Here is a 13,154-nt window from a genome sequence, read left to right on the forward strand (position 1 = left end):
GATAGATGATCACTAAAACTCAAAAAAATATATGGAGGGATGGAATGGAAAAGACACAGGACGCAAAGATTGTCGATCTAGCGATACGATTGCTCTTTCTCGGACTATTTCTCTACAGCGCTCTGGTCATGGTGGCCCCGCTTGCAAGCGTGGTTATCTGGGCAACTATCCTCTGTGTGGCGCTTTACCCGGCATTTGATTGGCTGCAGTCCAAGCTGGGAGGTCGGAAAAAGCTTGCCACAACGATCTTGGTTTTGCTGGGCCTTGTTCTGACCCTCGGGCCTGTCGCAACTGCGGTGTCTGGTGCTGCAGAACTAGGGGCTGAATTCGCGGAACAAGCTGACAAGGGTGAGTTGAAAGTCCCCCCTGCGCCCGAGGGCCTCAAGGAATTGCCATTGGTTGGAGACAAAATTTCCGATGTCTGGGGGATGTTTGAGCGCAATCTTGACGGCGCGCTTACGAAATATGGCGCGCAAATCCTTGAGATCACCAAGTCGCTGTTTGGAAAGGTGTTGGGCATCGGCATCGGGCTTCTTGGCTTAGCTCTGTCCGTATTGATTATGGGGGCGTTGTTCAGCCCCGGGCCAAATATGGTCCAGGGTCTTCAGCGCTTTGCCAACCGTGTTTTCGCTCCGCGCGGTGGAGAATTCGTAACACTGGCAGGCGCAACAATTCGGAACGTTACAAAAGGCGTGATTGGCGTAGCTGCCATTCAAGCGGTCTGCGTTTGGATACTGTTGGCTTTGTTTGGGATTTCTTCGGCCGCCACGTTGGCATTCATCTGCCTGATACTCTCGATTATCCAAATCGGGCCCGGATTGGTTCTTATACCGGTAATTATCTACGCATGGAGTTCCATGTCCGGCGGAACTGCTTTGATCTTCACCATACTGGCTGTTCCCGTCACTATAATGGACAGTTTCCTAAGACCCGTGTTCATCTCAAAAGGCCTCGAGACTCCTATGTTGGTCATCCTCATCGGTGTTCTCGGAGGTATGATGGCGTACGGTTTGATCGGTGTCTTTATGGGGCCGGTTCTCTTTGCTGTCTTCTATGAGCTGTTCAAGGTTTGGATTGATACCTCGCCCGAAGCCGAGGGCGTTGCTGATGGTACGACGAAATGAGGAAAACGATATGGACAACCCTGGCTGTCATTCTGATTTTCCTTGTCTGGTATTTGGTCGCTGATCGGAAAACGCCATTTACCGGGAACGCCAGAGTAAAAGCCGTGGCGACTCAGATCGTCCCTCAGGTGACTGGCACCGTGACTGAAGTATTGGTCGAAAATGGTCAGATTGTCTCGGCCGGAGATGTCCTTGTCCGGATCGATGCGCGACCCTACGAGATTCAGCGCGACAAAGCGGAAGCTGATCTCGAAGCAGCCACTCAAGAAGTCGGCGCATCTTCGGCAGAAGTAAGAGCGGCACAAGCCAAACTAGCAAGGGCGCAGAGCGATCTGGATACGATGCGCATTCAAACAGAACGCGTATTTGCGCTCGAAAAGAAAGGGTTGATTGCCGTCTCAAAGGCCGATGATGCGCGAGGGCAACTGGCAGAGTCCGAGGCAAACTATGAGAACGCAAAAGCAGATCTGGAAAAAGCAAAACAGAGACTTGGTGACGACGGGATTGAAAATCCGAAAATCCAGCGCGCGTTGGCCGCCTTGGCGGATGCAGAGCTTAACCTTGAGTGGACTGAGTTGCGCGCTCCGGCGACAGGTGTCATCTCTAATTTGCTGATAGCCCCCGGAACATATGCGCGATCCGGTCAGGATCTGTTGACGTTTCTGGACGCAACTGACGTCTGGATTGAGGCGTATTTTTCCGAGAACAACCTAGGAAGAGCCTCGATAGGGTCTCCGGTTGATGTAGTGTTGGACATGCATCCAGGTCAGGTTATTCCGGGCGTCATTGAGAGCTTTAGTTCGGCGGTTTCCCTAAGCGGCGGTGATGTGCCCGGGCAATTGGCGAGCCCGCCAAGCACCAAAGGTTTTTTACGAGAGCCTGAGAGATTCCCAGTCAGGATCGTTTTACCCGGCTATGAAGCCGGAAGCACCGAAGACGACCTTCGCTTTCAGTTGAATGGGCAAGCCGATGTGATCATGTACCTAAGCGACAACTCGTTGCTGAACCTCGTGGGACGTACCTACATTCACGTGGTTTCAATTCTGTCCTATGCGTACTGAGGACCAACGCTCTGTCACCCGGCTTGCGCTGGGTGTTACCGGCGTCTTTTCATTGGGCCTATTTCTTGGGTGGCCGCTTGCCGTCGTTGGGGCGGTGTTCGCCGCCCTTTTTCTGCAAGCACCTGCCGCATTGCCTTTGACAGCATTTGCGAAGCTCTTTGTCTTCTCTATTGGATTGATGTTCATTTCGTTCCTGATGTCGTCAATCTTCTCACCATATCCGCTTGTATTTCTGATGCTGGTGGCGATTGGAATAATCCTGTCTTTCATGTGGTCAGTTTCCGGCGCCGGAGTATTACCCGGTGTCATAGCTCTCATGGGGGCATTGATGATCCCAAACTTGGTTCTGCAATCCCAGGATCTGGCCTTGGTGCTTGTGTATTGGATACCTTTGAATCTGCTGTTTGCGGGCTTCGTATCGACGCTAATGTTCGCGCTGATCCCCGCCGAACCTCAAACAGCGGCCCAGAAGAAGGCCGCATCGTCGCCGAACTTCGACCCACATCGCCGAATAGTCAGGATGTCGCTTGTAACAGTGCCGTTTGCCTTGGCGTTTTTTGTTTCCGGCGCATCTGCACTACTTGTTTTGTTTTTTGTCGCCCTGCTGAGCCAGCAACTTGCGGCAATGCCCGCTGCAGGCAAAACAGTTGCAAAAGCAATGCTGACGGCAAACCTTCTTGGGGCGGCAGTATCCATCATTTGCTATGAGATAAACGTAATAGCTCCGGTTATTCTAACGCCCATTCTGCTGTGTTTTTTCTTTTGCCTGACACTCGGAGCACTCGGTAAATCTCAAGCCCCACTCGCCGCCGCTGCCGGCTCTGCTATTACAACGGCTCTGATTGTATACGGCGGGTCGGTTGCACCGTTTTCAGACGAGGCTGACGTCAAGAGCATCACTCGAGTTTTACAAGTTGCCAGCGCCGCCTTCTTTGTAATCATCGCATATGTCGTGGTAGATGAATTCTGGCCGGAAAAAGAGCGCCAGGCGGCTCAATGACGTTTGTTGCAACAAGGCTTGGCGCTGAAACCGACAGAGTTCTCAACTTGACCAATTCTACTTAGGGTCAAGATTCATAACCAGTACATAACGGTTGCCTCGAGTGCGAAGGCTAAGAGGAAGACCTTGGGACAACGGTCGTAGCGTGTCGCCACGCGCCTCCAATCCTTGAGCCTGCCGAACATGATCTCGATCCGGTTGCGGCGTTTGTATTTGCGCTTATCGTATTTGACCGGTGTCTTGCGTTGCTTACGGCCTGGGATGCAGGCGCGTATCCTTTTGTCTTTTAACGCTTCACGGAACCAGTCGGCGTCATAGCCGCGATCCCCGAGCAGCCAATCCACGTTTAGTATGCTGCTGAGCAGAGCCCGAGCACCGATGTAATCGCTGACCTGCCCGGCGGTAACGAACAGGTTGAGCGGGCGACCTTGGCTATCACAGATAGCTTGCAGCTTGGTATTCATGCCGCCTTTGATTCTGCCAATCAGGCGGCCACGCCCCCCTTTTTGACGCCCAAGCTGGACGCCGTGCGATGGGCTTTTAGATATGTGGCGTCGATCATGACCATCTTCCTTTCACCGTGCTCGGCGGCCAGACCAGCCATCATCCGTGCGAAGATGCCCTTCTCGCTCCAACGCTTCCACCGGCTGTAGAGCGTCTTGTGAGGTCCGTATTCCCTGGGGGCACCTCGCCAACGCACCCATTCCGATTGATGAAGATAATCCCGCTCAGCACCCTTCTATCATCGACCCGTTGCCTGCCGTGCGACTTCGGGAAGAAAGGGGAAAGCTTGGCCATCTGCTCGTCTGTCAGCCAATAAAGGTCGCTCATGTCATCGCTCCATATTTGGAGCTGTGAATCACGCAGCGCAGCGAAAATCAATGCATCCTGAGCCTAACATAGATCCAAGCGAAAGCTTCCTTCGCACCAAAAGTCAATTCATGGCAAGCGTTGTTGAATGGCCGCTAACCGAGACTGTGAATGCTTTTTATGCGAGAGTAGCGAACGGCGCGTAGGTTCGCATCAACGAAACTGCAAATTCCTGTCTTGAAGGTTCGCTTTGGGCTGCTTGCGGCCTATCGTGCTTGCTGCAGACAATGGCAACACTGAACCCAAGGTGTTCATGTTGCAATAGGAAAGAGCAGCAGCGACAAATCAGAGTACAGACATCAACGTTGTGAGTAGCAGTTCGTTTTGACCATGCGACGTGCTGATGTCACGCAGCGAACGTGGCCCCACCGCGATCTTGGAAATCGTTAGGCTTCTTGGTCGCTTTGTCTGCAAATTCAGGCGATGTTCAATGTCCCGTATTGGTTTTCGCTATATTGCAAAGCAGATCAACATGTTGATCCAACCAATCCTCGTCCAGTGCCTCGTGACGTATGAGTTTGCGGAAATAAGGTGCAGCGACTGCTAGTTCTATGAGTTGGTCAACCGGGATGTCGGCGGTGATCTCACCGCGGCCTATTGCGGCTGCAAATACTGCTTCAACACTTGCGAACCTGTCTTTCATAAATTCAGTGATCACCAACCTCGCTTCTGCATCGTTGGACGCAGCAGCGACCACCTGAGGCGCGATTTGGCCCCATGGCGTGTCATTCAAGGCTCCCATCAGTACACCGAGTAGCCAGCGCAGGTCAGATCGTAGCGGGCCATCGGTTTTGGGCGGTATGTTCTGCGGTGTTGCGATGCGCCTGAACGCTGCATCACGCAGACTACGCGCATCTGGCCAGTGTCTGTAAAGTGTGCTGCGCGAAATGCCCGTTGCCTTCGATACTGAGCCATGAGTTACATGCAGCACGCCCTCATCCATTAGTATCTCTTGCGCAGCATCAAGCGCGGTCAGTCGTGTGGCGATCAGCCTAGGATCTTCTTTCAATCACCCCTCCTATAGAACATTTTGTTGCATAGTAGAACATTTTGTCCTAAAAGTATGGCAAGCTAAAAACTAAATCCCAAAATTCAATTTCGCAAACACGTCTTGTCAAAATGGGAGCGTATCAATGTTTAAAGTGGCAGCAACCCCGCTGGCGGTAATCTTATCGATGGGCGCGACAACCGCATTGTCCGAGAGTGGCACTTACGAGCTGGATCCTGGACACAGCCAGGTATTGTTTAGCTACGCCCACATCGGGTTCTCAGAAACATTTGGAATGTTCTCAGGTTTTAGCGGTGAGATAGAGTTCAACGAAGATGATCCGTCGGCCTCATCTGTCACAGTGTCTATGCCTGTAAAATCCATGATCACGGGCTGGGATGCCCGTTTGCAACACTTCATGTCCGATGACTTTTTTAGCGCGAGTGACGGTGACGTGGTCACATTCGCCTCAACCAGCATTGAAGTGACCGGGGACAACACCGCGAATATTTCTGGCGACCTGACCATGAATGGCATCACCAAACCTGTTGTCCTGGAAACAACGCTTAACAAGTCAGCGCCATACCCGTTTGGCCCAAAAGAGGGCACGCCAACCTTGGGGCTGGCAGCCACGGCGACTATCGTGCGGTCTGAATTCGGACTTGGGGCGTTTGCACCTGCGGTGAGCGACGAAATAGAGCTCTTGATCAATATCGAAGCGTTAAAGGCTGAATGATGTGTGCAAGTGCGCTGATACTGCACGGAGTGCTCTTTCTTAACTTTTGACGGGGTCGCCAACAATATGGATATTTTCCCGAAAATATTTGCTGTTGTCGCAGTAGCGGCGGTCACGAGCCCTTTGGCATATGCGCAAGAGTACGCGTTCCCGGAGCGCACCTCGCCTCGCCCTGAAACGACAAGCGGCGTACCGCATACTCAGATTGGTGTCGAAATTGATGCCGATTTGGCCCGGCTATTGCTGGAGCGAGTTGCGCAATTCCCAGGGGTCACACTTGGCCCCACACGCATATCACTACCTGGCGCGATTGGCTTTCAGCTTGATCCCGGCATGTTGTTGTCTCAACCGAGCTCTATCGTCGGTGGGTTTGAGTTTGCGCATATGCATCCTGATGGCAGCTTGCACGCTTCGCTCGACCCAGCATTGGCGCGAAAAGCAATTGAGGCTGGCTGGGCCGTAGCTCACCCTTGGGCTGATCAACGCCCCGGATGGAGCGGCTTTGTCATGATCTATACTCCAACCACACCAGAAGAGTTGGAAGTCGTCATCGATCTGGTCGAAAGTTCGTACACCTTCATCACCGGCAACACCTTGGGTTAAACCTGTTTTGCCCGAAAGTGTGCGGTGGCGCCTGCTTCCTTAAAGAGTGCTGTTTCAGCCGCCTTGCTTTTCACGGTCAATTTCTTTCTTACATTCTTGCCGTGGCGAAGCGCTCGGAGCGTGCGCTCAAACCTTCAGCACCAATAGTAACTCCCGTCCCGCGCAGTTGAATTTGCAAAGCTCAGTGGCAAATGCCCGCTTTGGGCTGCGACCAACTAATTGAACTGATCGCAGAGAATGGCGTATCTGCGCCCAAAGCGACCATTCCGGTATCTAATTACAAAGTGGGTGTTCATGTCTTTGGGCTCACTTCACGGGTTTTTCGGTGAACCGGCGAACTGCGAGGACCGAAGCAGCATAATCCCCCAATGAAATCCCTCTGAAAGCAAAAGCCGCCGGTTTATTGCGTGCTCGGACGTCGACTTTACCAGCGACCAATTCCGTCAAGTCGCCAGCAATTTGCTCGTATGGCAACATCGGCTTGTCGCTTTCCAGCTCCTGCAAACGGTCGTCGACAATTACCGTTTTGAAACCAATCATGTGCGCCGGCACCCACGGGATGCACGCATCAGTTATGGTGGCGAAGGCAGTCGGCTTCAGCCATCGGGCATCCAAGAAGGGTTCAATGGAGTAGTCCAACGTTATCGATGTCACTATCAGATCGGCATCACTCAAAGCGTCATTGGCATCGGCGCATGTTTCAGCTTCGAGACCCATGCCCCTAGCATAACGACAAAGCTTGTCGGCATTCTCTTTACCTCGCCCGAACACGCGGATTCGTTTCAAGGGAAACAGTTCTGAAAACGCAGCTAGATGGGAGTGAGCCTGCACGCCCGCGCCCACAAAAGCCACTGTCTCGGCATGAGGGTCAGCAAGCCGACGCGCTGCCACCACTGACAGAGCCGCAGTTCTGTTTGCCGTAATCCAATTCGCTCCCAAGACCGCGCGAAGCAGTCCGGTTTGCGCATCCATAACCATGATGGCACCGTTTATCGCGGGAAGACCCCTCGCCGGATTTTCCGGACACACTGTAACCTGCTTGGTCACGATGAATCCATCATCTCCCATTGCCAATGTAGACATTGCGTAGCGCCCATCGCCGGGCAAAATGACTGTCTTGGGAGAAGTGTGAAGCTTTCCGTCTGCCTTGGCTATTAAAGCAGCCTCGATGGCATCGGCAACTTCCGAAGGTTGGATGCCTAAACCCCCGAGGTCGTCGTCAGACAGATAAATTAAGGCGTTCTCAGAAGTCACAGAGTCCCTCACTTAAGCAATTTGGCTTTTTGACTGAATACATTGTCTTCGGCAGTTCTTCCTATCGGTTTACCTTCACAGAAGTATTTTGGCTGTAACTTTTGATCGCCCTATCCAATGCGCAGAAAAAAAGTGCCTTCATTTTCTGAAAATGTGAACCCAGTCGAACGCCTGCTTCGTCCATTAGGCCGACTTTGTGCGGTCTGAACCAACCCGATGACCTACTGAGATCGTCAGACGACAGGTTCGGGCCCATTGGTAGTTAAAGTTGCGAATTGTTCAAACGACACTTTGCAGATCAGATTCCGGGCGACTTCAGGTCGGGATCACAATCCGACACAACAACCCACCCAGCGATTCAGAGCGGTCCAGATCTAGTCTGGAATCGTAGGCTTTCAGTAAGTCGACCGCGATCGCCAGCCCAAGCCCGCTACCAACGACCGAGGTGTCCAGTCGTCCGCCGGATCGCAAGGCTTCGCGGTGGGCGTCTTCTGGAATTCCGGGACCGTCATCCTCGATACTGATTTCGATGCATTTCTGCTTACGTTTCGCGGTCAGCCGTACCGCGCTTCGACACCATTTGACCGCATTGTCCAGAAGGTTGCCCAAAATCTCTTCGATGTCCTGCGTATCCATGCGCACCCAAAGACCCGGATCGGCATCGATCTGCAGCGATTTGCCTTCGCGGTCCGCCATGGCCGAGAACAGCCGCGCCAGGCGCTCGATGGAGTTAGACAGATCGGTCCGCGAATGGGTCAGGTCAGCAGCGTTCAAAGCCCGCAGCCTGGCCAGAGATCGACCAAGTTGAGCATCGATCCTGTCCAGCGCCTCTTGTGCGGTATCTGTCACCGCTCCGGCGTCGGACAATGTCACAAGTTCATTGCGCAATATGGCTGTAGGAGTTTTCAATGCGTGTGCCAGATCTGCGGCCTGGCGGCGCGAACCCGAGACGATCTCGCGGTTCCGACGCAGCAGCTGGTTCAGGTCCTCGACCAATGGCGAGACCTCTTCGGGGTAATCTGTTGGCCTAAGGTCTTCGTCCTGATCCCAGCGATGGGCCACATCCGTACGCAGCTTTCGCAATGGTCCCAGAACAACTGAAATCAGAAACAACGAGCCGGCTAAACCGATCAGGCCAACTAGGCCAAACACCGGCAGCAGGCTTTTCTGCGCCGCGCGCCGCTCGGCCACGAGCTGAGCCTGACTTTCGGCGACGCTGACGCCCCATACCGTGCCATCTTCATAAGTGATCTTCTGAAAAGCGCTGCGCAGCACTTCATTCTCCGGACCGCTTGTGTCCCAGAGTGTGGGGATGTCAGGAATATCGGGGGGTTCCGCGATGACCTCATCAAACAGCGAGCGAGAGGTGAAGACCACACCGTCGGCGCTTCTGACCTGCCAGTATCGTCCGGAATATGGGGTGCCATAAGCCGGGTCAAATATCAGATCTCGTAGTGCCTCCGGGTTTTCGGTTGTGACATTCAGCCCGACAACCAGCTGTGTGTGACGATCCAGCAGCGCGGAGTCGAACCGGTTGGACACCCGTGCATCAATGTATGAGAAAACCGCCAGTGTGCCTACGCCCACAGACACTGCCCCAGATGCAATTCCCCCCAGCAATGCCCGTTGTCGCAGCGATAACATCAGGCCGAATCGATCATATATCCACGACCCCGAACCGTTGTGATCAGGTCAGTGCCAAGCTTCTTGCGCAGACGGGTAACAAATACGGCGATAGTGTTCGAATCCCGGTCTCCATCGTATTCATAGATATGCTCTGAAAGTTCTGATCGTGAAATCATCCGACCAGAATTATGCGCCAGATAAGTCAGCACCGCGATTTCTTGAGCAGTCAGGTCAACCGGCACGCCATCGGCTGTCACCCGGCCGTTACGGGTATCTAGAATGACGTTTCCCATTTCAATCACGGGATTCAGCTGTCCACTTTGCCGTCGCAGGATGGCGCGAACACGCGCGGCCAGTTCGGGCATGTGGAACGGTTTGGTCATATAGTCATCTGCGCCCGCATCCAGGCCGTCGACCCTTTCGCTCCAGCCATCGCGGGCAGTCAGAATCAGCACCGGTGTTTTGACACCCTCGTTGCGCCATTCGCGCAGAATCGAAATGCCGTCGCGCTCTGGAAGGCCGAGGTCAAGGATGATCATGTCATATGGTTCGGTCGCACCCAGATGCAGGGCGTCGAGCCCACTATTGGCGACATCCACAACGCGGCCTTCTGCGTTCAGGAGTTTTTTGATCTGTTCGCAGAGGTGCGGTTCGTCTTCTGCCAGCAATACTCTCATACTTAGGGACTATAGGCGAGCAAATGGAAGTATAACCATTACTTTTTGCCCCCGCCGTTACCACCGGAGTTACCGCCGCCGTTACCACCGGAATTACCGCCACCGTTACCACCGGAATTACCGCCACCGTTACCACCGGAATTACCACCACCATTGCCACCGGAGTTACCGCCGCTGTTGCCTTTGTTTGCAGATTTCCCCTGCGAAGCGCCCTTGCCGGATTTACCCGGCGCAGCGCGGGCAGCTTCAGAAATCTGGCGGCCAACAACGGATCGGTTGGACACAACAACACCCGTTTGAGCGTTGACGATGACACTGACGATTATACCATCGGGTTTCTTGACGAGAATACGGTAATATAGCCTGTCAGCCTGAAAGGCGCGCGCGTCAACTGGCGTTCCACCAAAAACCTTTTCAACGCCTTTGATTACTTTTTTCAAACGAATGGCACTGCCTGAGGTTGTCGCCTTGCGCAACTCGGATTGCGTCAACTCACGTGCAGCGGCCTGTCCCTCTCCGGGGTGGAGAAAGGCAAGTAGACAGGCAATGGCAATAAGCTTTTTCATCCTTGTCACTCATTACTGCGAAAACGCCGGCTCAATCTACCGACTTCTATGTGAACCTACGGTGAACAGCCAGTTACGCGTGGGTTCAACGATGATGGGTTTAGATCAGGTGTGTCGAATTCTGTTTTCGGCACCCAGTTTTTGCGTCTGCTCGCCGCTGATTACCGTGACAGACGAGAATCGCACCTGATGAACGAGGACCATTATGAACACCAAATCGATCAGCCTGCTAAAAGCCTCTGCTATTGCCATCGCCCTGTTGGGCTCGACCGCGATTGTCGGAGCTGTCGCGTTTCCTGATGCTGCTTATGCCAAAGGGGGCAACGGCGGCGGTAACGGAAACGGCGGCGGTAACGGCAATGGCAATGGCGGTGGAAACGGCAATGGTGGTGGAAACGGTAATGGCGGATCTGGTGCGTCCATTAGCGATAGTGATAAAGCGGCCGGAAAATCTAACCGGAAATCTTCCAACGCTGGTAAGTCAAAGTCATCGGGAAAAAACAAGTTTTCCTTGAAAGACCTGTTTGGGGGTAAAAAGACCAAAGCCAAAACCACAGCCGTAAAGACCGTTCGCAAAAGTCAACCAGTGGATCAGGTGACCAAAGCAATTCGCCCCGCCCCGAAACCAAAAGGGTACAAGATGGCGGATCTGCTGGGCGTGCACCCATCTGAACTAGGCGCACTGAACGCCGCCAACGCTAATGAGAATGCTCTCAAGAACGCCTCTCCTAATTCCCGTGTGGGCCGCATCGCCGCATTTCGTGACGCGGTTCTGGCCGGAGATGAATTGCGTGACGAGCTTGCGGAAGCACAGGCACAGCTGGATGGCATGACCCCGCCGGACCGCCCGGTCTCTGAGATCGAAGAGGACCTTGATGCGGCTCTGACAGATGTTCAGGACAAACAGGATCGCGTGAACGAGCTTGAGGACGCTCTTGCCGATGCCGGGGGCACAGATCCGGATATAGAAGCAGAGCTTAAGGAAGCCAATGACGAACTTCAGGGAGCCCTCGATACGGCCGAAGACCTAGGCGCCGAACGGCAGGCTGCGGTCGACTACAACGATACGGTGGCAGAAGTCGATGCGCTGACTGAGGCTGTAGAAAATCAACCGCAGACCGAGCGTGAAGCGTTGGAGGCTGCCGCCAACAAGCCTGTGACGGATGAGGTCGAAGCTGCCGTAAAAACTCTGCTTGGTCTTGAAAGCTGATTGCTGATTGTCCAATCAATCACCAGGTCAAATAGACCCGAGCCAGCAGGCATAACAACATCACAAATAAAAAAACCCGCTCCGATCCGGAGCGGGTTTCACTACATCCCAGACAACACCACGTGACTTGGGATATACGCAGACGTTCTGTTGAGAGATCAGACGCCTCGTTTCGCCTCTTTTAGCCGCTCATTGTTGAATAGTTCAGACAGTGCATTTTCGATAGGAGGGAAGCGACCGTTGCTCGAATTCGTGATGCTTGACAATTCACCGCCTGAGACGGTGCGCGAGGATTGCATTGCTGTAGGAATGCTAGGCGCACCCTCATTGGCAGTATTGATCATGCTGTTCCCCTTCAGTGCATCCGGGCACGCATTGATCGGCCCTGAGTAAGGAAGTATGAACGATAACGGTTGAACACTCTGAGAATACATTGTTCACGTTCGGTTAATGTTGTTGCGTATGAGTGGACAAACTGGGGGGCATTGACCGCCATATAAGAAAATGCTGCCATTTTGGTTTTATTTCCCGATGGCAGCTTTGTCCGTATAGCCACTGTCCAAAGCTCCACAACACTGCATCTTGGATTAAGGGTCTGCTTCAAGTGCATTGCCGCCGTTTGTAGGGCTTGTTGATGCAAGCGCGGCGAAGGTCTGCCCTGTGGCCTTCCTGCCAAGTAGCCTGTGGTACGTCGATTTGAGGCCATCGGTCTGGATGAACGTTGTCAACAAGATTGGGCGGCAGCTTTATTGGGATTCACGCGGCAACTCACTGGGAATACGCAGTGCAGGCAGAAAAAGCCCTGAAAAGGGCGTTGGATCGTGAAGAACACCACAAACGGAAGCAAAATTGCGAGTATCAATCTCATCTTAAATTACCTTCTGATAGTTTGACCGCTATGTTCTCACGAACATGGGCGTTGTTGCATATCTTTCGCAGCGAGGGATTCACAACGCGAATCCATAAGGTTAAACGGTGTGGATGAGTAAGCCATCTTCCGCCCGTTAACGCGTCACGAATTGGTCCGACTACAATGCTGCGCCTAAGGAGCGCGGCTCACTTCTTGTCTGGCAGGACAAGGACATGACCTGGCTCGCGGCGCACGAAGGTCGGCCTTGTCACAGCCGGTCTTTTCGAATGCGACGATCCAATTCTGCCTGTCGACCAAAGTGCTATTCAAGCTGCCGCTGAGACAGACAGCGGGGGTGACCGCCGGCGTTGATCAGCTTCGTTTCGTAGCCGGCTTCTCTGACTACATCGTTGATAAAATACGCAATCTTAGCCGTTTGGCCTTCTAGGGTACCGTAGGCAATCAGCACAGTCATTCCGATCCTCCTGCAAATCGGTTCGAAAAACGCACCAACTATGTCGAAACTGCTCGTTTCGGCCCTTGATCCCAATCAAAAGTGCCTGTCTTGCCAAGTTATTTGGGCGCGGGT

The 13,154-nt window shown here is 53.4% G+C and carries 12 protein-coding genes and 2 pseudogenes; 7 read left to right on the plus strand and 7 right to left on the minus strand.

Translation table 11 applies throughout. The features are described from left to right. The first annotated feature begins 44 nt into the window (after positions 1-44). The 3 genes from AC2FIP_RS16775 to AC2FIP_RS16785 are packed head-to-tail and all read left to right on the plus strand — an operon-like array spanning position 45 to position 3,185. Positions 45-1,124, plus strand: coding sequence for an AI-2E family transporter (locus tag AC2FIP_RS16775; protein WP_281995029.1), 1,080 nt, complete (start codon positions 45-47; stop codon positions 1,122-1,124). Next, on the plus strand, positions 1,121-2,185 hold the full coding sequence (locus AC2FIP_RS16780) for an HlyD family secretion protein (RefSeq protein ID WP_496691973.1): 1,065 nt from the start codon (positions 1,121-1,123) through the stop codon (positions 2,183-2,185). The genes AC2FIP_RS16775 and AC2FIP_RS16780 overlap by 4 nt, the downstream gene beginning before the upstream one ends. After that, a complete protein-coding gene (locus AC2FIP_RS16785) occupies positions 2,175-3,185 on the plus strand; it encodes a DUF2955 domain-containing protein (protein ID WP_496787321.1) in 1,011 nt (336 codons plus the stop codon). The genes AC2FIP_RS16780 and AC2FIP_RS16785 overlap by 11 nt, the downstream gene beginning before the upstream one ends. Positions 3,186-3,259: 74 nt before the next feature. Here the strand turns inward: AC2FIP_RS16785 and AC2FIP_RS16790 are convergent. Then, positions 3,260-4,016 (minus strand): annotated as a pseudogene (locus AC2FIP_RS16790) (IS5 family transposase). A 466-nt stretch (positions 4,017-4,482) separates the two neighbouring features. Beyond that, positions 4,483-5,064: a TetR-like C-terminal domain-containing protein gene (locus tag AC2FIP_RS16795; protein WP_496698601.1), complete on the minus strand. Its 582-nt coding sequence runs from the start codon at positions 5,062-5,064 to the stop codon at positions 4,483-4,485. Positions 5,065-5,188: 124 nt separating this feature from the next. Here AC2FIP_RS16795 and AC2FIP_RS16800 point away from each other — a divergent pair, with 124 nt between their 5' ends. Together AC2FIP_RS16800 and AC2FIP_RS16805 are read left to right on the plus strand one after the other, a co-directional pair. After that, positions 5,189-5,779, plus strand: coding sequence for a YceI family protein (locus tag AC2FIP_RS16800; RefSeq protein ID WP_496787323.1), 591 nt, complete (start codon positions 5,189-5,191; stop codon positions 5,777-5,779). Between the two features lie 66 nt (positions 5,780-5,845). Beyond that, the gene (locus AC2FIP_RS16805) at positions 5,846-6,382 is read left to right on the plus strand and encodes a luciferase domain-containing protein (RefSeq protein ID WP_496787324.1); all 537 of its coding nucleotides are present in this window, start codon (positions 5,846-5,848) and stop codon (positions 6,380-6,382) included. A gap of 306 nt (positions 6,383-6,688) precedes the next feature. Here the strand turns inward: AC2FIP_RS16805 and AC2FIP_RS16810 are convergent, their stop codons facing one another. The 4 genes from AC2FIP_RS16810 to AC2FIP_RS16825 form a co-directional block, all read right to left on the minus strand. Beyond that, positions 6,689-7,636: an ornithine cyclodeaminase family protein gene (locus AC2FIP_RS16810; RefSeq protein WP_496787326.1), complete on the minus strand. Its 948-nt coding sequence runs from the start codon at positions 7,634-7,636 to the stop codon at positions 6,689-6,691. A 315-nt stretch (positions 7,637-7,951) separates the two neighbouring features. Continuing rightward, positions 7,952-9,223: a sensor histidine kinase gene (locus tag AC2FIP_RS16815; RefSeq protein ID WP_496787327.1), complete on the minus strand. Its 1,272-nt coding sequence runs from the start codon at positions 9,221-9,223 to the stop codon at positions 7,952-7,954. Between the two features lie 56 nt (positions 9,224-9,279). Further along, positions 9,280-9,939 (minus strand): response regulator transcription factor, encoded by a 660-nt coding sequence (locus AC2FIP_RS16820; RefSeq protein ID WP_142636050.1) that lies wholly within the window; start codon positions 9,937-9,939, stop codon positions 9,280-9,282. Between the two features lie 38 nt (positions 9,940-9,977). Next, positions 9,978-10,505 carry a PepSY domain-containing protein gene (locus tag AC2FIP_RS16825; protein WP_496787328.1) on the minus strand — a complete coding sequence of 176 codons (528 nt, stop codon included), beginning with the start codon at positions 10,503-10,505 and terminating at the stop codon, positions 9,978-9,980. 205 nt (positions 10,506-10,710) lie between these two features. Between AC2FIP_RS16825 and AC2FIP_RS16830 the strand changes: the two genes are divergently transcribed. After that, positions 10,711-11,715 (plus strand): hypothetical protein, encoded by a 1,005-nt coding sequence (locus AC2FIP_RS16830; RefSeq protein WP_496787330.1) that lies wholly within the window; start codon positions 10,711-10,713, stop codon positions 11,713-11,715. 981 nt (positions 11,716-12,696) lie between these two features. After that, positions 12,697-12,944: pseudogene (locus AC2FIP_RS16835) on the plus strand (transposase); the annotation flags it as partial. Here AC2FIP_RS16835 and AC2FIP_RS16840 read toward each other — a convergent pair. Then, complete coding sequence (locus tag AC2FIP_RS16840; RefSeq protein WP_496693808.1) at positions 12,888-13,040, minus strand: hypothetical protein; 153 nt, start codon at positions 13,038-13,040, stop codon at positions 12,888-12,890. The pseudogene AC2FIP_RS16835 and the gene AC2FIP_RS16840 overlap by 57 nt on opposite strands. Between the last annotated feature and the right edge of the window lie 114 nt (positions 13,041-13,154).

The sequence above is a fragment of the Ruegeria sp. CDSB114 genome (assembly GCF_059611025.1).